Origin of the sequence: Pseudomonas sp. SM4 (genome assembly GCF_051913165.1) — a bacterium.
In the GTDB taxonomy this organism is placed as follows: domain Bacteria; phylum Pseudomonadota; class Gammaproteobacteria; order Pseudomonadales; family Pseudomonadaceae; genus Aquipseudomonas.
Genome location: NZ_JBODOE010000003.1, coordinates 114,193 through 133,484 on the forward strand (window position 1 = coordinate 114,193; position 19,292 = coordinate 133,484).

A 19,292-nucleotide genomic window follows, 5' to 3' on the forward strand; every position below is an offset into this window, starting at 1 on the left:
GCTATGAACTCCAGTCGACCTTATCTGGTCCGCGCGCTCTACGAGTGGATTGTTGATAACGATTGCACCCCGCACATGCTGGTCAATTCTGAGTACCCGGCGGTGCAGGTGCCACAGGGTTTTGCCAGTGACGGGCAGATTGTCCTGAACATCTCGCCAAGTGCAGTACGGCACTTGCACATGGACAACGACGTGGTGACCTTTGAAGGTCGCTTCGGTGGTGTTCCGCACAGCTTGTACGTGCCGATCAGTGCGATTCTGGGTATCTACGCCCGGGAGAACGGTCAGGGCATGGTGTTTGATCTCGAGTCGCCGATGGATGACGAGGAAGAGATCGAGTCGGATGACGACTTGCCGCCACCGGACAGCGAGCCACCGCGCCCTAGCGGCCGGCCAAGCTTGAAAGTGGTGAAATAAAAAAAAGGCGATCCGGAAGGATCGCCTTTTTCATGCGCGTCTCAAAACTGTAGGAGCTGCCGAAGGCTGCGATCTTTTGATCCTGGTCTTTTAAAAGCAAGATCAAAGGATCGCAGCCTTCGGCAGCTCCTACACAGAGATGTGTATTAATCGATGTATTCGAACAGCTTCACAATCTTCTGTACGCCGGAAACGCCCTGCACCAGGTTGGTCGCCTGGGTGGCTTCCTGTTTGGTCAGCAGGCCCAGCAGATAAACGATACCGTTCTCGGTCACCACCTTGATGCGCGAGCCGGGAATGCTGGCGTCAGTGAGCATCTGCGTCTTGATCTTGGAGGTCAGCCAAGTGTCATTCTGGCGCGCCAGAAAACCGGAGGGCGGGATGACCTGCAGTTCGTTGTGCACGGTTTTTACCCGTTGAACGGCGGCTGCCGCCTGCTCAGCCTTGGCTTTCAGGTCTGCGCGCGGCGTTTGACCGGCCAGTAGCACGACGCCGTTGAAGCTGGTGACGACGATGTGCGAGTCGTTGTCCAGAGCCGGGTCGGCCTTCGCCACGTTCACACCCACTTTGGTTTCGATCAGCGAGTCGTCGATCTTGCTGCCGAAGGTGCGCGTGCCACGGTCGTCGTCGATCGGTGCTTCACGGCTGGCGTTCACCACCGAGGTGCAGCCGCTGATGCCGAGGCACAGGGTCAAGGCCAGAAGGCCAAGGCGATTAGGGGTCATTCTTCACTCCCGAACAGTTGGCTGTCGATCAGATCGCAGAGGCAATGGATCGCCAGCAAGTGGACTTCTTGAATACGTGCAGTGACATTGGCCGGTACGCGAATCTCGACGTCCTCGGGCAACAGCAGCGACGCCATGCCGCCGCCATCGCGTCCGGTCATAGCTACGACAATCATTTCGCGATCATGTGCGGCCTGGATCGCTTGAATAATGTTCGCCGAGTTGCCGCTGGTCGAAATCGCCAGCAGGACATCGCCTGGCTGACCGAGTGCGCGGATCTGTTTGGAGAACACTTCGTTGTAGCTGTAGTCGTTGGCGATCGAGGTGATCGTCGACGTGTCGGTGGTCAGGGCGATGGCCGGCAGGCTCGGGCGCTCGCGCTCGAAGCGGTTGAGCAGCTCCGAAGAGAAGTGCTGGGCGTCACCGGCCGAGCCACCGTTGCCGCACGAAAGCATTTTGCCTTCGTTGAGCAGGGCGTTGACCATGATCTGGCTGGCTTGCTCGATGTGCGGTGCAAGTACGTCCATCGCCTGTTGCTTGGTGTCGATACTGGCCTGGAAAAGCTGGCGAATTCGGGATTGCATGTCCATCTGTGTGACCTTAAGTAGCGCGGCTGTTCGGCACATGAATGTGCAGCCCGCAAAGCAAAGAGCAAAATTTGTCGGTGGGATTGTCCGGGTCGCAACGCCGACGATCAACTGTCGAAAGCATTCTGCAACCAGTTCAGCTGATCCGGATGGCTGTCGATGGCCACCACGTCGAAGCGGCAGGGGGAATTGGCCCAACGCGACTCGCGCTGAAGAAAATACTGTGCGGCGAAAATCAGTTTCTGCTGCTTGCGCTCATCGATGCTAGCGAGCGCGCCACCCCATTGGGTGTTTTTTCTGTAACGAACTTCAACGAATACTACTGTATCGCCATCAAGCATGACCAGATCAAGCTCGCCACGTTTGCAAAACCAGTTCTGCGCCAGCAGGCGCAGACCTTGTTGTTGCAGATGCTCGAGCGCCCGGCGCTCGGCATCTTTACCGCTTTGCGAGCGTGACCTGTCAGGCATCAGCGCTGGGTGTCCGGCAGGCGTTGAACCTGGCCGCTGACGAACTGCGCCCAAGGCAACTGCCGCACAACACGCTGGGTCGGGGTCATGCCGAGGCTGCCCGACTCACCGTCGATGCGGCTGTCCGGCAGGGCCTTGAGCTGGCCCAGGCGTGGCGCCAGACGATAGGCATCAACGCCCATCGCGTACAAGCGGCCGAGGCTGCCCGCGGCTTGCGGCCACTGTGCAACCACTTGCTGGCGCAGTGGATCGCTGTTGTCCAGCAACCATGGGGTTTCGCAGAAGCGAATGCCGTTCATGTCGTTGTACTGATTCACATCGCCGCTGGCGCTGTAAACGTGCGAGGTCGCGTAAACCGGAACATCACCGGCGTACTGGAAGTTCAGGGTCGGCTTGATCTGCTGTGCTTGTTGCGGCGTTGCGGCAAGGAAGATGAATTCGATGTCCTGACGACGCGAAGGCTGTGCTGCTACGTTGGTACCGGCAGCATTTTGCAGGCTCTTGGCGCGGGCTTCGCTCTGACGCAACTGGAACATCTCGGCGATTTGCTGAGCCAGTTGCACCGGCTGATCAACGCGCTCAATGGCAATGATGCTGCCGCCGTTGGCCTGCCAGTCCTGGCTGAAAGCACGCAGTACACGGTCGCCCCATTCGCCTTTCGGCACCATGATGGCGGCGCGATGCAGACCGTCGGCACGGGCGCGGCGCGAGACTTCGCGAGCTTCGTCTTCAGCGGCCAGGCCAAACTGGAACAGTTGCGCCGGGCCTTGATCACCTTCGCTGTAGTTCAGCGCGAGGGTGGTGATCGGCAGTTGTGGGCGAGTGCTCAATTGTTTGACCAGTGGTTTTTCCAGCGGGCCGACGACCAGTTGCACGCCGTCAGCCTGAGCCTTGCGGTAGAACTCATCTATCGAGGTCAGCTTGGAGCTGTCGTAGAAGACGATGGCGGGTGGCTTCTGCCCGGCCTGTTGCGCCTGGTAGTGCGCCGCCATGAAACCTTCGCGCAGTGCTTTGCCGACCGCTGCCAACTGGCCGTCTTGCGGCAGCAGCAGGGCGATTTTGCTCAGTGGCTGGCTGGCCAGTTCCTTGAGTTTGGTCAGTGGCAGCGGCAGGTTGATCGCGGCCGGGTGTTTTGGATTCTGTGCGCGCCAGGTGTCGATCGCGGCTTGCTGCTGTTCCAGCGTGCCGGCGGATTTCACGGCCAGTGCCAGACCCATCCAGCCGCCGAGATCGTCGGTGGTGTTAGGTTGCAACTGGTCGGTCGGCAGCGAGCCAATCAGTGTCCAGATGGCTTCGTGGTTCTTGCTCGCGGCTTCGCCTTGCAGCATCGGTGCGATGAACACGCGTTCGCGCGCGGCGGCGAGTGTCTGACCGTCGGCTTCAAGGGCGCGGGCGTGAACGGTGCCGGTGCGCACTTGTTGCTCTTCAGGCATTTCGCCCAAGTGCTGCAGGCTTGGATGGCTCAGGGCAGTCAGCGCAGCTTTCGGCTGATTGCGCGTCATCGCCAGTTCAGCATTCAAGGTGCTGGCAAAAATCTGCTGGCCGGGCTTGAGTTGCTCCATCGGCACTTGTTGCAGGATTTGCGCGGACTGTCCGGCATTGCCTTGGCGATAAGCCAGGTCCGCCGCGCTCAGGCGCAGCAGGGCAGCTTTTTCCGGGGTTTTCGCCTGGGTAGCCTGTTCGAGCAGTTGCTCGATGCTGGCATCCGGAGTCCGTGGAAGTTCGCCAAGGCTGGAGGAAGGGGAGCTGGCACAAGCCGCCAACAAGGCAGCGAGGCAGAGGGCAGTGAACAGCCGCAGGCAAGCGATCATGTAAGTGTTCCTGATACTCGATCAAATTAGCGTCGAATTGTACCCAAGCACTGGCCGGGGCGCGATGTTAGTGGTGTGAAACGGGCAATTTAGCTGGAGTAAATGTTGCGACAGCACACAACTGCGGGCAAAACCGGGTTTGGCTCAGGCGTATCGCCGGTCGCGCGACGCGCTACAATGCCCGCTTTTACCGAACACGAGGTGTGTGCTTTGACTGCTCCAGGTCCTTTGAATTCCGCTGCTGGCTCGCTTTATGTGGTGGCGACGCCCATCGGCAACCTGGACGACATCAGCGCCCGGGCACTGAAAATCCTTCGCGAAGTGGCGCTGATCGCTGCCGAAGATACCCGTCACTCGGCGCGCCTGATGCAGCACTTCGGTATTTCCACGCCGCTGGCCGCTTGTCACGAACACAATGAACGAGATGAAGGTAGCCGCTTTATTACCCGTCTGCTCGCGGGCGATAACGTCGCGCTGATTTCCGATGCCGGCACGCCGCTGATTTCCGATCCGGGTTATCACCTGGTCCGACAGGCGCGTGCTGCCGGGATCAATGTGGTGCCGGTGCCGGGTGCCTGTGCGCTGATTGCAGCGCTGTCGGCGGCGGGGCTGCCGTCCGACCGTTTTATCTTTGAAGGTTTCCTGCCGGCCAAATCGGTGGGGCGCAAGGCGCGCCTCGAAGCAGTTAAAGAAGAGCCGCGCACGCTGATTTTTTACGAGGCGCCGCACCGCATTCTTGAGTGTCTGCAGGATATGGAAGCGGTGTTTGGGGGTGAGCGTCAGGCCTTGCTCGCCCGTGAAATCACCAAGACCTTCGAGACGTTGAAAGGCTTGCCGCTGGCCGAGCTGCGCGCATTTGTTGAATCCGACAGTAATCAGCAGCGCGGCGAGTGCGTCGTGCTGGTCGCGGGCTGGACCGCGCCGGAGTCTGAAGACGCCGTCAGCAGCGAGGCGATGCGCGTCCTCAATCTGTTGCTCGAAGAGATGCCGCTCAAGCGTGCCGCGGCCTTGGCTGCGCAGATCACTGGCGAGCGCAAAAACGTGCTGTATCAGGTCGCGCTGGATAAACAGAAGGGCGAGTAACCCGTCGATCGGACAGGTTTTGCGGCTATTAGCGCTTGTTCTTCGGGCGCTCTGCCGTTAACCTTCGCGGCGGAGAGTCGATCGGACAGTCGCTGCCCTCTATGAAAATTAGGGGGGGGAGGAAAGTCCGGGCTCCATAGGGCGAAGTGCCAGGTAATGCCTGGGAGGCGTGAGCCTACGGAAAGTGCCACAGAAAATAACCGCCTAAGCGCTTCGGCGCCGGTAAGGGTGAAAAGGTGCGGTAAGAGCGCACCGCACGTCTGGCAACAGTTCGTGGCTAGGTAAACCCCACTTGGAGCAAGACCAAATAGGGTCCCAAGGCGTGGCCCGCGCTGGGACCGGGTAGGTTGCTAAAGATGTCCAGTGATGGCCATCGTAGACGAATGACTGTTCAAGACAGAACCCGGCTTACAGATCGACTCTCCACCTTTTTCTTTCCCTGCTTGAATCATTGGCAACAGGGCTGTGTAATATCAGCACGCCTGTTCTGAAAGTTCGGCAGCGGCACGCGCAGTAATAGCCATTTCCCACCTCGCTTCAATCAACAGCAGAAGCGCTTTTGTAATACCGAAAAAATCTTACTCTTAACAAATTACTTTAACTTTCGAGCGCAGCTATCAGTGCTGCATCAAGTTATAGGTCAAAAGTCAGCGCCAGATTGTCGTTACTCCTTCTTTTATGCTCCTAAATCTCCGTTCTGTAAGGGTTTTCCTTTAATCCGCGCCTTGACGGTGTGGTGGGCGCATTCCTATAGTGTGCGCAAGTGGCGGAAAGTGGCATGAAGTGGGTTTTTTGAGCTCAAAACGATAAAAATTGGAGAAACGCAGACGTGTTTCGCGGAGCTAACGCTATCAGTCTCGATGCAAAGGGCCGTCTCGCCATGCCGAGCAGGTACCGTGACGAGCTCGATTCGCGTAGTTCTGGCCAGTTGATCGTCACCATTGATGCCGTTGATCCGTGTCTGTGTGTCTATCCGCTCGACGAGTGGGAAATTATTGAAACCAAGTTGCGCGCACTCCCTTCGCTTCGCGAAGAGAACCGTCGCTTGCAGCGTTTATTGATCGGCAACGCCGTCGACCTCGAGCTCGATGGCAGTGGCCGTTTTCTGGTTCCACCGCGTTTGCGCGAGTACGCCAAGCTGGATAAGCGCGCGATGCTGGTGGGCCAACTGAACAAGTTCCAATTGTGGGACGAGGATGCATGGAACGCGGTATCTGCCGCTGACCTTGCTGCCATTCAACAACCGGGCGCGATGCCTGATGAACTGCGTGATTTGATCCTGTGACTATTGATAGCGGCTTTAACCACATCACCGTACTGCTTGACGAAGCCGTCGAGGCTCTCGCCGTACGTCCTGATGGCTGCTATCTGGACGGCACGTTCGGACGCGGCGGCCACAGCCGGTTGATCCTCAGCCAACTCGGGACGGACGGTCGGCTCATCGGGTTCGACAAAGATCCACAAGCGATTGCCACCGGGCAAACGCTAGCGGCCGAAGACGGCCGCTTTGTCGTTGTGCAGCGCAGCTTTGCCGAACTCGGTTCGGTGGTTGCCGAGCAAGGTCTGAGCGGCAAGGTCAGCGGTATTTTGCTCGACCTCGGCGTGTCCTCGCCGCAGCTCGACGACGCCGAGCGCGGTTTCAGTTTTCTCAACGACGGCCCGCTGGACATGCGCATGGACCCGTCCCGGGGTATCAGCGCTGCCGAATTCGTCAACACCGCGCCGGCTGAGGAAATCGCCCGGGTGTTCAAGGAATACGGCGAAGAACGTTTCTCCGGTCGTATGGCTCGCGCCGTCGCCGAGCGTCGCGACATCAAGCCGTTCGAGCGCACTGCCGACCTGGCTGAAGTGTTGAAAGTCGCCAACCCGGCGTGGGAAAAGGGCAAGAACCCGGCCACCCGTGCATTCCAGGGTTTGCGTATTCACGTCAACAACGAACTGGGTGATCTGGAAGCCGGCCTCGAAGCGGCGCTGGACGCCTTGGAAATTGGCGGCCGCCTGGTGGTGATCAGCTTCCACTCGCTGGAAGACCGCATCGTCAAACTGTTCATGCGCAAGCTGGTAAAAGGCGAAGCCGACAACCTGCCGCGCAACCTGCCGGTTCGCCATGTGGCGTTCGAACCGAAAATCAAAGTCCATGGCAAAGCGCAGACGGCCTCCGACGCCGAACTCAAAGCCAACCCACGTTCCCGTAGCGCTGTCATGCGCGTCGCGGAGAAGCTGCGGTGAGCAAGCTTTTCGCCAAGCCACTGCCCGGCGGCAGCTTTCTGATGCTGTTGCTGTTTATCGGCGTGCTCGTGTCGGCCATCGCCGTGTCGTACAGCGCGCACTGGAACCGGCAGTTGCTCAACACCCTTTACAACGAACTCAGCGTGCGCGACAAGGCGCAGGCCGAGTGGGGCCGTCTGATTCTTGAGCAGAGCACCTGGACCGCGCACAGCCGCATCGAAGTGCTGGCCACCGAACAACTGAAAATGCACATTCCTGGCGCGGCTGACGTGAAGATGGTGGCGCCATGATGAAACTCGAAGGCGCTCTGTTCCCATGGCGTTTCCGCCTGATGGTCGCGCTGCTCGGTGTGATGGTCGCGGCGATCTGTTGGCGCATTATCGACCTGCAAGTGGTTGACCGTGACTTCCTCAAAGGTCAGGGCGACGCGCGCAGTCTGCGACACATTCCGATTCCGGCTCACCGGGGTCTGATCACCGACCGTAACGGCGAGCCTTTGGCCGTGAGTACTCCGGTGACCACGCTGTGGGCCAACGCCAAGGAAATGCAGACGGCCAAAGAGAAGTGGCCGGCACTCGCCGCCGCGCTGGGCCAGGACCCGAAAGCCCTGACCGAACGCCTAGAAGCCCAGGCCAACAAAGAATTCATTTATCTGGTGCGCGGGCTGACCCCCGAGCAGGGCCAGTCTGTGCTCGATCTGAAAGTACCGGGCGTCTACGGCATCGAAGAATTCCGTCGGTTCTATCCGGCCGGTGAAGTCACCGCGCACATGGTCGGGTTTACCGACATCGATGACCACGGTCGCGAAGGTGTCGAACTGGCTTATGACGAATGGCTCGCCGGGGTGCCGGGCAAACGACAGGTCATCAAGGATCGGCGCGGACGGCTGATCAAGGATGTCCAGGTCACCAAAAACGCCAAGGCCGGCAAGCCCTTGGCGTTGTCCATTGACCTGCGTCTGCAATATCTGGCCAACCGCGAACTGCGTAACGCGATCATCGAGAACGGCGCCAAGGCCGGCAGCCTGGTGATCATGGACGTCAAGACCGGTGAGATTCTGGCCATGGTCAACCAGCCGACCTACAACCCGAACAACCGTCGCAACCTGCAACCGGCGATGATGCGTAACCGCGCGATGATCGACGTGTTCGAACCGGGTTCGACCATGAAAGCCATCTCGATGGCTGCCGCAATCGAAACCGGCCGCTGGAAACCGAGCGACACCGTCGAGGTGTATCCGGGCTCCCTGCAGATCGGCAAATACACGATCAAGGACGTTTCCAAAAGCGAAGGTCCGGTACTCGATCTGACCGGCATTCTGATCAATTCCAGTAACGTCGGCATGAGTAAGGTCGCGTTCGATATCGGCGGCGAAACGATTTTCCGCCTCGCGCAAAAAGTCGGCCTCGGCCAGGACACCGGCCTTGGATTCCCGGGCGAACGTGTCGGCAACCTGCCGAACTACCGCGATTGGCGCAAGGCTGAAACTGCAACGCTGTCGTACGGTTACGGTATTTCGGTGACCGCGATTCAGCTCGTTCACGCGTTCTCGGCGCTGGCTAACAACGGTCGTCTCGCGCCGCTGACCCTGATCAAAACTGACAAGCCACCGCAGACCACCCAGGTGCTGCCGGAAGCCGTCGCCAAAACCATGCAAGGCATGCTCACCCAAGTGATCGAGGCGCCGCGCGGTGTATTCCGTGCGCAGGTGCCGGCGTATCACGTGGCGGGCAAGTCGGGTACTGCACGTAAAACGTCGGTCGGCACCAAGGGCTACGCCGAGAACTCCTACCGCTCGCTGTTCGCCGGTTTCGGCCCGATGAGCGATCCGCGTTACGCCATTGTTGTAGTGATCGACGAACCGTCCAAGGCCGGCTACTTCGGTGGTCTGGTATCGGCGCCAGTGTTCAGCCGTGTGATGTCCGGCACCCTGCGCCTGATGAACGTAACGCCGGACAACTTGCCGACGACGCAACAAGCCAACGCTACCCCGGTCATTCCGCTGAAAGCCAATGGAGGGCGCGGCTGATGTCATTAAGTCTGAACAAGATATTCCCCCACGCCGGTCACGATCTGTTGATCCGTGAATTGGCGCTGGACAGCCGCAGCGTACGCGCGGGCGATCTGTTCCTCGCCGTGCCTGGCGGCAAATTCGATGGCCGGGCGCACATCGCCGATGCACTGCAACGTGGTGCGGCAGCCGTTGCTTATGAAGTGGAAGGCGCCACCGTGCTGCCGATCACCGACGTGCCGCTGATTCCGGTCAAAGGCCTGGCTGCGCAGCTGTCGGACATCGCCGGGCGTTTTTATGGCGAGCCAAGTCATCACCTGAATCTTGTGGGTGTCACCGGCACCAACGGCAAGACCAGCGTGACCCAATTGGTTGCGCAGGCGCTGGATCTGCTCGGCCAGCATTGCGGCATCGTCGGCACCCTCGGTTCCGGCTTCTATGGCGCGCTGCAAAGCGGTCTGCACACCACGCCGAATCCGATTGCCGTGCAAGCGACCTTGGGCGACCTGAAAAAGGCCGGTGCCAAAGCCGTGGCCATGGAAGTGTCGTCCCACGGTCTGGATCAGGGCCGCGTTACTGCCTTGGCATTCGACGTGGCGGTGATGACCAACCTGTCCCGCGATCATCTGGATTATCACGGCACCATGGAGGCGTACGCCGAGGCCAAGGCCAAGCTGTTCGCCTGGAATGACCTGAAGTGCCGTGTGGTCAACCTCGACGACGATTTTGGCCGGCAACTGGCCGCTGAAAAACGTCAATCGCGCTTGATTACCTACAGCCTGCTCGACAGCAGCGCCTATCTGTATTGCCGCGAAGCACAGTTCGACGACCACGGCGTGCGCGCCACGCTGGTCACGCCGCAGGGCGAACATCATCTGCGCAGCACGCTGCTCGGTCGCTTCAACCTGAGCAACGTCCTGGCGGCAGTCGGCGCCTTGCTCGGTCTGGATTACGCGCTCGACGAAATTCTCAAAGTGCTGCCGAAACTCGAAGGCCCGGCCGGACGCATGCAGCGTCTGGGTGGTGGCACGCAGCCGTTGGTGGTCGTCGATTACGCCCACACCCCGGATGCGCTGGAAAAAGTCCTGACCGCGTTGCGCCCGCACGTCAAAGGCCAACTGCTGTGCTTGTTCGGCTGCGGCGGCGACCGTGATCGCGGCAAACGTCCGTTGATGGCCGAAGTGGTCGAACGTCTGGCCGATCAGGTGCTGGTCACCGACGACAACCCGCGCACCGAAGATCCTGCGGTGATTTTCGATGACATCCGCGCCGGTTTCACGGCTGTGGATAAAGTCACCTTCGTCGCCGGCCGTGGTCAGGCGATTGCACAACTGATCGCCGGCGCGTCCGCCGATGACGTGATTGTCCTGGCCGGTAAAGGTCACGAGGACTATCAGGAAATCAACGGCGAACGCCATGCCTTCTCTGATCTGGTCGAGGCCGATCACGCCCTGACCGCTTGGGAGGTGGCCCATGCTTAAGGCCCTGAAACTCAGCGAGCTAACCAATGCGCTCGATGCGCGTTTGATCTCTGCCGATGCCAGTTTCGACGGCGTCAGCATCGACAGCCGTGCGATCCAGCCAGGCCAACTGTTCATTGCGTTGACCGGCCCGCGCTTCGACGGTCATGACTATTTGAATGACGTCGCCGCCAAAGGCGCGGTGGCTGCGTTGGTCGAGCGCGAAGTCGCCGACAGCACGCTGCCGCAACTGCTGGTCAAAGACACCCGTCAGGCCCTCGGCCAGTTGGGCGCGCTGAACCGCGCTGCTTTCACTCAGCCAGTCGCCGCGATCACCGGTTCCAGCGGCAAGACCACGGTCAAGGAGATGCTCGCGAGCATCCTGCGCACGCGCGGCCCGGTGCTGGCGACCCGTGGCAATCTGAACAATGACCTCGGCGCACCGCTGACCCTGCTCGAACTGGCCCCGGAACATACCTCGGCGGTCATCGAACTGGGCGCCTCGCGTCTGGGTGAAATCGCTTACACCGTCGGCCTGACCAAGCCGCACGTAGCGATCCTGAACAATGCCGGCACCGCTCACGTCGGTGAGTTTGGCGGGCCGGAAAAAATCGTCGAAGCCAAAGGCGAAATCATCGACGGTCTGGCAGCTGATGGCATCGCCGTGCTCAACCTCGATGACAAGGCCTTCGGTATCTGGAAGACCCGTGCGGGTGCGCGCAAAGTGCTGACCTTCGCCCTGAGCAACACTCAGGCGCATTTCTATGCCAGCGACCTGAGCACCGATGCCCGTGGTTGCCCGGCCTTCAATCTGCACACACCTGAAGGTGTCGAGCGCGTTCAGTTGAACCTGCTCGGCACCCACAACGTCGCCAACTCCATGGCCGCCGCCGCTGCCGCTCACGCCTTGGGCGTGTCGCTGTTCGGCATCGCCACCGGGCTTGGCGCCGTGCAACCGGTCAAGGGACGCACCGTCGCGCAACTGGCGAAAAACGGTATGCGCGTGATCGATGACACTTACAACGCAAACCCCACCTCAATGTGCGCGGCCGTTGATATACTCGCCGGCTTTTCCGGCCGCACCGTCCTGGTGCTCGGGGATATCGGCGAGTTGGGCGATTGGGCGGAGCAGGGGCACCGCGACGTGGGCGAGTACGCCCGGGGCAAGGTTTCCGCGCTTTACGCTGTCGGGCCAAACATGGTTCACGCCGTGAACGCATTCGGTGAACAGGCGCATCACTTCGGCACGCAAGCCGAGCTGATCCAGGCCCTCGACGCCGAGCAGGACACAAATACCACCATTTTGATCAAGGGTTCGCGCAGTGCAGCGATGGAAAACATCGTCGCGGCTCTGTGCGGGTCCAGTCTGGAGAAACATTAATGCTGCTGCTGCTAGCGGAGTATCTGCAACAGTTCTACAAAGGCTTCGCGGTCTTTCAGTACCTGACCCTGCGCGGGATCCTCGGTGTGCTGACCGCGCTGGTTTTGTCGCTGTGCTATGGCCCGTGGATGATCCGCACCCTGCAGAACCGTCAGATCGGTCAATCCGTGCGTAACGACGGCCCGCAATCGCACCTGTCCAAGTCGGGTACACCGACCATGGGCGGCGCATTGATTCTGTCTTCGATCGGCGTCAGCACCTTGCTCTGGGCTGACCTGAGCAACCGCTACGTCTGGACTGTGTTGCTGGTGACCCTGCTGTTCGGCGCCATCGGCTGGGTCGACGATTACCGCAAAGTCATCGAGAAGAACTCACGTGGCCTGCCGAGCCGCTGGAAGTATTTCTGGCAGTCGGTGTTCGGCCTCGGCGCAGCGATCTTCCTTTATATGACCGCATCCACCCCGGTGGAAACCACGCTGATCCTGCCGATGCTCAAGGACTACAGCATTCCGCTCGGCCTCGGTTTCATCGTGCTGACCTACTTCGTGATCGTCGGTTCGAGCAACGCGGTCAACCTGACTGACGGCCTCGACGGTCTGGCAATCATGCCAACTGTGATGGTCGGCGGCGGCTTGGGCATCTTCTGCTACCTGTCGGGTAACGTGAAATTCGCTGAATACCTGTTGATCCCTTACGTGCCGGGCGCGGGCGAGCTGATCGTGTTCTGCGGCGCGCTGATCGGCGCCGGTCTCGGCTTCCTGTGGTTCAACACCTACCCGGCGCAAGTGTTCATGGGCGACGTCGGTGCCCTGGCACTCGGCGCGGCACTGGGCACGATCGCGGTGATCGTCCGTCAGGAAATCGTCCTGTTCATCATGGGCGGCGTGTTCGTGATGGAAACCCTGTCAGTCGTCATTCAGGTTGCGTCCTTTAAGCTGACCGGTCGCCGTGTGTTCCGCATGGCACCGATCCACCACCATTTTGAACTCAAGGGCTGGCCCGAGCCGCGCGTGATCGTCCGTTTCTGGATCATCACCGTGATTCTCGTATTGGTCGGCCTTGCCACCCTGAAGCTGAGGTAGAACGAGTGTCTCTGATCGCTTCTGACCACTTCCGCATCGTTGTCGGCCTCGGCAAGAGCGGCATGTCCCTGGTTCGCTTCCTGGCGAACCGGGGCACGTCGTTTGCCGTGGCGGACACGCGGGAAAATCCACCGGAACTGGCCACGCTCAAGCGTGACTATCCGCACGTGGAAGTGCGTTGTGGCGAGCTGGACGTCGAATTCCTCTGCCGTGCCGACGAGCTCTACGTGAGCCCCGGCCTGGCGCTGGCGACCCCGGCCCTGCAAGCCGCTGCGGCCCGTGGCGTGAAACTGTCCGGCGACATCGAGCTGTTCGCGCGTAACGCGCGGGCGCCGATCGTGGCCATCAGCGGTTCCAACGCGAAAAGCACCGTCACCACCCTGGTCGGCGAGATGGCGGCTGCGGCCGGCAAACGCGTCGCCGTCGGCGGCAACCTCGGCACTCCGGCGCTGGATCTGCTCAGCGACGACGTCGAGTTGTACGTGATGGAGCTGTCGAGTTTCCAGCTGGAAACCACCGACCAGCTCAACGCCGAAGTGGCGACCGTGCTGAACATCAGCGAAGACCACATGGATCGCTACAGTGGTCTGCCGGCGTACCACCTGGCCAAGCACCGGATCTTCCGGGGTGCCAGGCAGTTTGTGGTCAACCGTCAGGATGCGCTGACCCGTCCGTTGATGGGCGAGGGCCAGCCGTGCTGGACCTTCGGCCTGAGCAAACCGGATTTCAAGGCCTTCGGTATTCGCGAAGAAGATGGCGAGAAGTACCTCGCGTTCGAATTCCAGAACCTGATGCCGGTGCGTGAGCTGAAGATTCGCGGCGCGCATAACCAGTCCAATGCCCTTGCGGCGCTGGCGCTGGGGCATGCCGTAGGCTTGCCGTTCGACGCCATGCTCTCGGCCTTGCGCACCTTTGCCGGTCTCGAACACCGTTGCCAGTGGGTGCGTGATCTCGACGGCGTGGCGTACTACAACGATTCCAAAGCCACTAACGTTGGCGCCGCTCTGGCGGCCATCGAAGGCCTCGGTGCGGACATCGACGGCAAGGTCATCCTGATCGCCGGTGGCGATGGCAAGGGTGCCGAATTCAACGATTTGCGTGATCCGGTGGCGTCCAACTGCCGCGCCGTGATCCTCATGGGTCGCGACTCCGACAAGATCGGCGCAGCCATCGGTGATGCCGTGCCATTGATTCGCGCGACCTCGCTGGTCGACGCCGTTGCGCAATGCCGCGCCGCCGCCCAACCGGGTGACGTGGTGCTGCTGTCGCCGGCCTGCGCCAGTTTCGACATGTTCAAGAATTATGAAGACCGTGGTCACCAGTTCGTCCGCGCTGTGGAGGATCTGGCATGAGCCTGTTCAATATCATCAAGCCGTATCCGTCGCCGATCATCACCGGGCGCGGCATCGACCTCGATTTCCCGATGCTCGCCGGTTGCCTGGCGCTGCTTGGTCTCGGGTTGATCATGATTGCCTCGGCGTCCACTGAAGTGGCAGCCGCACAGTCGGGCAGTCCGCTGTATTACATGATCCGCCACCTTATTTATGTGGTGCTGGGCCTGGGCGCGTGTGTCATCACCATGATGATTCCGATCGCCACCTGGCAACGTCTCGGCTGGCTGATGCTGCTCGGTGCGTTCGGCTTGCTGGTGATGGTGATCATTCCCGGCATCGGCCGAGAAGTGAACGGTTCGATGCGCTGGATCGGTTTCAGCTTCTTCAACGTGCAACCGTCTGAAATCGCCAAAGTGTTCGTGGTGATCTACCTCGCCGGTTATCTGGTGCGGCGTCAGAAGGAAGTGCGCGAGAGCTGGATGGGCTTCTTCAAGCCGTTCATCGTGCTGCTGCCGATGGCCGGCCTGTTGCTGATGGAGCCGGACTTCGGCGCCACCGTCGTAATGATGGGGGCTGCGGCGGCGATGCTGTTCCTTGGCGGGGTCGGGTTGTTCCGCTTCTCGCTGATGGTGGTGTTGGCGGTCGGGGCCGTGGTTTTGCTGATTCAGATGCAGCCGTACCGAATGGCGCGTCTGACTAACTTCGCTGACCCGTGGGCCGACCAGTTCGGCGCTGGCTATCAGCTGTCGCAAGCCCTGATCGCCTTCGGTCGCGGTGAATGGCTCGGCGTCGGCCTGGGCAACAGCGTGCAGAAGCAGTTCTACCTGCCGGAAGCGCACACCGACTTCGTGTTCTCGGTACTGGCTGAAGAACTCGGTGCGGTCGGTTCGTTGTGCACCGTCGCGCTGTTCGTGTTCGTGTGTATTCGCGGCATGTACATCGGCTTGTGGGCCGAGAAGGCCAAACAGTTCTTTGCCGCTTATGTGGCTTACGGCTTGTCGTTCCTGTGGATTGGTCAGTTCCTGATCAACATCGGTGTGAACGTCGGTCTGTTGCCAACCAAGGGTCTGACCTTGCCGTTCCTCAGTTACGGCGGTAGCTCGTTGGTGATTTGCTGTGCCTGTCTCGGCTTGTTGCTGAGGATCGAGTGGGAGAGTCGAACCCACCTGGGCAGTGAAGAGATGGAATTCCATGAGAGCGACTTCGCCGAGGAGCCGAATCATGGGCGCTAACGTATTGATCATGGCCGGCGGAACCGGCGGCCACGTGTTCCCGGCGCTGGCCTGTGCCCGCGAGTTTCAGGCGCGCGGCTACACCGTGCACTGGCTCGGCACGCCACGCGGGATCGAGAACGAACTGGTGCCGGCGGCAGGTCTTGAACTGCACCGCATCAACGCTACCGGCCTGCGTGGCAAGGGCAAGCTGTCGCTGCTCAAGGCGCCGTTCATGCTGCTCAAGTCGGTGTGGCAGGCGCGGGCGATCATTCGTCGCTTGAAGCCAGTGTGTGTGGTCGGTTTCGGTGGTTATGTGACTGGCCCTGGTGGCCTCGCCGCGAAACTGGCCGGCGTGCCGGTGATCGTTCACGAGCAGAACGCGGTGGCCGGCACCGCCAATCGGTTGCTGGTGCCGTTCGCCGCCCGAGTGTGTGAAGCGTTCCCCGACACCTTTACTCTGTCGGACACCCGCCGTACCACCGGAAATCCGGTGCGCAGCGAGCTGTTCCTCGACACATCGCGACCAGCCCTGGCCGGTCGCAAAGCGCGTTTGCTGATCCTCGGCGGAAGCCTGGGCGCAGAACCGTTGAACAAATTGCTGCCTGAAGCTCTGGCCCAAGTCGCTGCCGATTTGCGCCCGGAAGTGTTTCATCAGGCCGGCAAAAACCACGATGAAGTGACTGCAGAGCGCTACCGCGCCGCCGGCGTCGATGCGCAGGTGCAGCCGTTCATCAAAGACATGGCCCAAGCCTATGGCTGGGCTGACCTGGTGGTGTGCCGTGCAGGCGCGTTGACCATCAGTGAGCTGGCTGCCGCCGGTCTGCCCTCGATGCTGGTGCCTTTGCCCCACGCGATCGACGATCACCAGACTCGCAACGCCGATTATTTGGCCCGTGAAGGCGCTGCCTTCCTGATGCCGCAAAGAACGACTGGTGCCGCGGACCTTGCCGCGCGCCTGACAGAGGTCTTGATGCAACCGCAACGACTCGAAGATATGGCCCAAGCGGCCCGCCGTCTGGCGAAACCCGATGCCACCCGTAGCGTGGTCGATACCTGTCTGGAGGTGGCCCATGGTTGAGAATCAGAAAGCCATGCCGCAACCGGAAATGCGCCGCATCCGTCGCATCCACTTCGTCGGCATCGGCGGCGTGGGCATGTGCGGTATCGCCGAAGTGTTGTTGAACCTGGGCTATGAAGTGTCCGGTTCCGACCTGAAAGCTTCGCCGGTCACCGAGCGTCTCGAATCGTTCGGCGCACACATCTACATCGGCCACCGCGCCGAGAACGCCGCGACCGCCGATGTACTGGTGGTGTCGAGCGCTGTGAACACCTCCAACCCGGAAGTGGCGACTGCGCTTGAGCGCCGCATTCCAGTGGTGCCGCGTGCTGAAATGCTCGCCGAACTGATGCGCTATCGCCACGGCATCGCCGTCGCCGGTACCCACGGCAAAACCACCACCACCAGCCTGATCGCTTCGGTGTTCGCCGCCGGTGGTCTGGATCCGACCTTCGTTATCGGTGGCCGTCTGAATGCCGCGGGCACCAATGCCCAGCTCGGCACCAGCCGCTACCTGATCGCCGAAGCCGATGAAAGCGATGCGAGCTTCCTGCATCTGCAACCGCTGGTGGCCGTGGTTACCAACATCGACGCCGACCACATGGCGACCTACGACGGCGACTTCAACAAACTGAAGAAAACCTTCGTCGAGTTCCTGCACAACCTGCCGTTCTACGGTTTGGCGGTGATGTGCTTGGACGACCCGGTGGTGCGCGAAATCCTGCCGCTGGTGAAACGTCCGACCGTGACCTACGGCTTCAGCGAAGACGCTGACATCCGCGCGATCAATGTGCGCCAGCAAGGCATGCAGACCTTCTTCACCGTGCTGCGCCCTGACCGCGAGCCGCTGGACGTTTCCGTGAACATGCCGGGCAACCACAACGTGCTCAACTCGCTGGCGACCATCTGCATCGCGTCCGATGAGGGCGTCAGCGATGAAGCCATCGTGCAGGGCCTGTCGGGTTTCCAGGGTGTCGGTCGACGCTTCCAGGTCTACGGCGAACTGCCGGTGGACGGCGGCCACGTGATGCTGGTCGACGACTACGGTCACCACCCGACCGAAGTCGCCGCGGTGATCAAAGCCGTACGCGGTGGCTGGCCGGAGCGCCGTCTGGTGATGGTGTATCAACCGCACCGTTACAGCCGCACCCGCGATCTGTACGACGACTTCGTCAATGTATTGGCCGACGCCAACGTGCTGCTGTTGATGGAAGTCTATCCGGCCGGCGAAGAGCCGATTCCGGGCGCCGACAGCCGCAAGCTGTGCAACAGCATCCGCCAGCGCGGTCAGCTCGACCCGATCTACATCGAGCGTGGCGTTGATCTGGCGCCGCTGGTCAAGCCGCTGCTGCGTGCCGGCGACATCCTGCTGTGCCAGGGCGCCGGTGATATCGGCGGTCTCGCGCCGAAGCTGTTGAAAAGTGAATTGTTCGCTGGCGCCGTGGCGGCGTCGGTCGAGGGGAAGTTGAAATGACTGCTGCCTACGCCAAGCTGTTTTCCACCATCGCGCCGAAAGACTTCGGCCGCGTCGCCGTGCTCTTTGGCGGCTTGAGTGCCGAGCGTGAGGTGTCGCTGAAATCCGGTAACGCCGTACTCGATGCCCTGCAAAGCGCTGGCGTGGACGCGTTCGGCATCGACGTTGGCGACGACATTCTGCAACGTCTGCTCAGCGAAAAAATCGACCGTGCCTTCATCATTCTTCACGGCCGTGGCGGTGAAGACGGCAGCATGCAGGGCCTGCTCGAAGTGGCGGGCATTCCGTACACCGGCAGCGGCATTCTGGCTTCGGCACTGGCGATGGACAAACTGCGCACCAAGCAGGTCTGGCACAGCCTCGGGATTCCGACGCCGCGTCACGCCGTGCTGTGCAGCGAAGCCGATTGTATTTCGGCGGCGACGGAACTGGGCTTCCCTTTGATCGTCAAACCGGCGCATGAAGGTTCAAGTATCGGGATGGCCAAAGTGAGTTCTGCGTCCGAGTTGATCGACGCATGGAAAGCGGCCAGTACCTACGATTCGCAAGTTTTGGTTGAGCAATGGATTCAAGGTCCGGAGTTCACCATCGCCACCCTGCGTGACCAGGTGTTGCCTCCAATCGCCCTGGGTACACCGCACACGTTCTACGACTACGACGCCAAGTACATCGCCAACGATACCCAGTACCGCATTCCCTGCGGGCTGGATGCCGCCAAGGAACAGGAACTCATGGAGCTCACGGCCAAGGCCAGTGAGGCGCTGGGTATTGCCGGTTGGGGCAGGGCGGACGTGATGCAGGACGCCGAAGGGCAGTTCTGGTTCCTCGAAGTGAACACCGCTCCGGGCATGACCGATCACAGTCTGGTGCCGATGGCGGCCCGTGCGGCCGGTCTGGATTTCCAGCAACTGGTACTGGCCATTCTGGCCGCCAGTGTTGAAGACGCTAGAGGTTAAG

At 60.8% G+C, this 19,292-nt stretch carries 18 protein-coding genes and 1 other RNA gene; 15 read left to right on the forward strand and 4 right to left on the reverse strand.

Annotated features, from left to right (window positions below; genetic code table 11):
• The first annotated feature begins 3 nt into the window (after nt 1–3).
• Nucleotides 4–417 carry a ClpXP protease specificity-enhancing factor gene (locus tag ACQ4MY_RS06190; protein ID WP_007917024.1) on the forward strand — a complete coding sequence of 138 codons (414 nt, stop codon included), beginning with the start codon at nt 4–6 and terminating at the stop codon, nt 415–417.
• A gap of 146 nt (nt 418–563) precedes the next feature.
• Here the strand turns inward: ACQ4MY_RS06190 and ACQ4MY_RS06195 are convergent, their stop codons facing one another.
• The 4 genes from ACQ4MY_RS06195 to ACQ4MY_RS06210 all read right to left on the reverse strand — a co-directional run bounded on the left by ACQ4MY_RS06195 (nt 564) and on the right by ACQ4MY_RS06210 (nt 4,010).
• Nucleotides 564–1,142, reverse strand: coding sequence for a BON domain-containing protein (locus ACQ4MY_RS06195; protein WP_007917023.1), 579 nt, complete (start codon nt 1,140–1,142; stop codon nt 564–566).
• A complete protein-coding gene (locus ACQ4MY_RS06200; protein WP_007917022.1) occupies nt 1,139–1,732 on the reverse strand; it encodes a phosphoheptose isomerase in 594 nt (197 codons plus the stop codon). Before ACQ4MY_RS06200 ends, ACQ4MY_RS06195 begins: the two co-directional genes overlap by 4 nt.
• Before the next feature lie 104 nt (nt 1,733–1,836).
• A complete protein-coding gene (locus tag ACQ4MY_RS06205) occupies nt 1,837–2,199 on the reverse strand; it encodes a YraN family protein (RefSeq protein ID WP_158831928.1) in 363 nt (120 codons plus the stop codon).
• On the reverse strand, nt 2,199–4,010 hold the full coding sequence (locus ACQ4MY_RS06210) for a penicillin-binding protein activator (RefSeq protein WP_158831930.1): 1,812 nt from the start codon (nt 4,008–4,010) through the stop codon (nt 2,199–2,201). Before ACQ4MY_RS06210 ends, ACQ4MY_RS06205 begins: the two co-directional genes overlap by 1 nt.
• A 177-nt stretch (nt 4,011–4,187) precedes the next feature.
• On the opposite strand from ACQ4MY_RS06210, the gene rsmI reads away from it, so the two are divergent.
• The 14 genes from rsmI to ACQ4MY_RS06280 all read left to right on the forward strand — a co-directional run bounded on the left by rsmI (nt 4,188) and on the right by ACQ4MY_RS06280 (nt 19,291).
• Nucleotides 4,188–5,093 (forward strand): 16S rRNA (cytidine(1402)-2'-O)-methyltransferase, encoded by a 906-nt coding sequence (gene rsmI, locus ACQ4MY_RS06215; RefSeq protein ID WP_440094387.1) that lies wholly within the window; start codon nt 4,188–4,190, stop codon nt 5,091–5,093.
• 73 nt (nt 5,094–5,166) lie between these two features.
• Nucleotides 5,167–5,520, forward strand: an RNA gene (gene rnpB, locus ACQ4MY_RS06220) — RNase P RNA component class A.
• Nucleotides 5,521–5,922: 402 nt separating this feature from the next.
• Nucleotides 5,923–6,378, forward strand: coding sequence for a division/cell wall cluster transcriptional repressor MraZ (gene mraZ, locus ACQ4MY_RS06225; RefSeq protein ID WP_007917012.1), 456 nt, complete (start codon nt 5,923–5,925; stop codon nt 6,376–6,378).
• Entirely contained in the window at nt 6,375–7,322 is a 948-nt protein-coding gene (gene rsmH / locus ACQ4MY_RS06230; RefSeq protein WP_008082779.1) for a 16S rRNA (cytosine(1402)-N(4))-methyltransferase RsmH, read from the forward strand. The genes mraZ and rsmH overlap by 4 nt, the downstream gene beginning before the upstream one ends.
• On the forward strand, nt 7,319–7,612 hold the full coding sequence (gene ftsL, locus ACQ4MY_RS06235; RefSeq protein WP_007917008.1) for a cell division protein FtsL: 294 nt from the start codon (nt 7,319–7,321) through the stop codon (nt 7,610–7,612). The genes rsmH and ftsL overlap by 4 nt, the downstream gene beginning before the upstream one ends.
• Nucleotides 7,612–9,351, forward strand: coding sequence for a peptidoglycan D,D-transpeptidase FtsI family protein (locus ACQ4MY_RS06240; RefSeq protein WP_177323319.1), 1,740 nt, complete (start codon nt 7,612–7,614; stop codon nt 9,349–9,351). Before ftsL ends, ACQ4MY_RS06240 begins: the two co-directional genes overlap by 1 nt.
• A complete protein-coding gene (locus ACQ4MY_RS06245; RefSeq protein WP_440094390.1) occupies nt 9,351–10,814 on the forward strand; it encodes a UDP-N-acetylmuramoyl-L-alanyl-D-glutamate--2,6-diaminopimelate ligase in 1,464 nt (487 codons plus the stop codon). The genes ACQ4MY_RS06240 and ACQ4MY_RS06245 overlap by 1 nt, the downstream gene beginning before the upstream one ends.
• Nucleotides 10,807–12,174 (forward strand): UDP-N-acetylmuramoyl-tripeptide--D-alanyl-D-alanine ligase, encoded by a 1,368-nt coding sequence (locus ACQ4MY_RS06250; RefSeq protein ID WP_440094392.1) that lies wholly within the window; start codon nt 10,807–10,809, stop codon nt 12,172–12,174. Before ACQ4MY_RS06245 ends, ACQ4MY_RS06250 begins: the two co-directional genes overlap by 8 nt.
• The gene (mraY, locus tag ACQ4MY_RS06255) at nt 12,174–13,256 is read left to right on the forward strand and encodes a phospho-N-acetylmuramoyl-pentapeptide-transferase (RefSeq protein ID WP_008082775.1); all 1,083 of its coding nucleotides are present in this window, start codon (nt 12,174–12,176) and stop codon (nt 13,254–13,256) included. Before ACQ4MY_RS06250 ends, mraY begins: the two co-directional genes overlap by 1 nt.
• Nucleotides 13,257–13,261: 5 nt before the next feature.
• On the forward strand, nt 13,262–14,608 hold the full coding sequence (gene murD / locus ACQ4MY_RS06260) for a UDP-N-acetylmuramoyl-L-alanine--D-glutamate ligase (RefSeq protein ID WP_440094394.1): 1,347 nt from the start codon (nt 13,262–13,264) through the stop codon (nt 14,606–14,608).
• Nucleotides 14,605–15,822 (forward strand): putative lipid II flippase FtsW, encoded by a 1,218-nt coding sequence (gene ftsW, locus ACQ4MY_RS06265; protein ID WP_008082773.1) that lies wholly within the window; start codon nt 14,605–14,607, stop codon nt 15,820–15,822. The genes murD and ftsW overlap by 4 nt, the downstream gene beginning before the upstream one ends.
• Nucleotides 15,812–16,882, forward strand: coding sequence for an undecaprenyldiphospho-muramoylpentapeptide beta-N-acetylglucosaminyltransferase (gene murG / locus ACQ4MY_RS06270; RefSeq protein WP_064392864.1), 1,071 nt, complete (start codon nt 15,812–15,814; stop codon nt 16,880–16,882). The genes ftsW and murG overlap by 11 nt, the downstream gene beginning before the upstream one ends.
• Nucleotides 16,875–18,335, forward strand: coding sequence for a UDP-N-acetylmuramate--L-alanine ligase (murC, locus tag ACQ4MY_RS06275; protein ID WP_158831944.1), 1,461 nt, complete (start codon nt 16,875–16,877; stop codon nt 18,333–18,335). The genes murG and murC overlap by 8 nt, the downstream gene beginning before the upstream one ends.
• Nucleotides 18,332–19,291: a D-alanine--D-alanine ligase gene (locus tag ACQ4MY_RS06280; RefSeq protein WP_440094396.1), complete on the forward strand. Its 960-nt coding sequence runs from the start codon at nt 18,332–18,334 to the stop codon at nt 19,289–19,291. Before murC ends, ACQ4MY_RS06280 begins: the two co-directional genes overlap by 4 nt.
• The last annotated feature ends 1 nt before the right edge of the window (nt 19,292 follow it).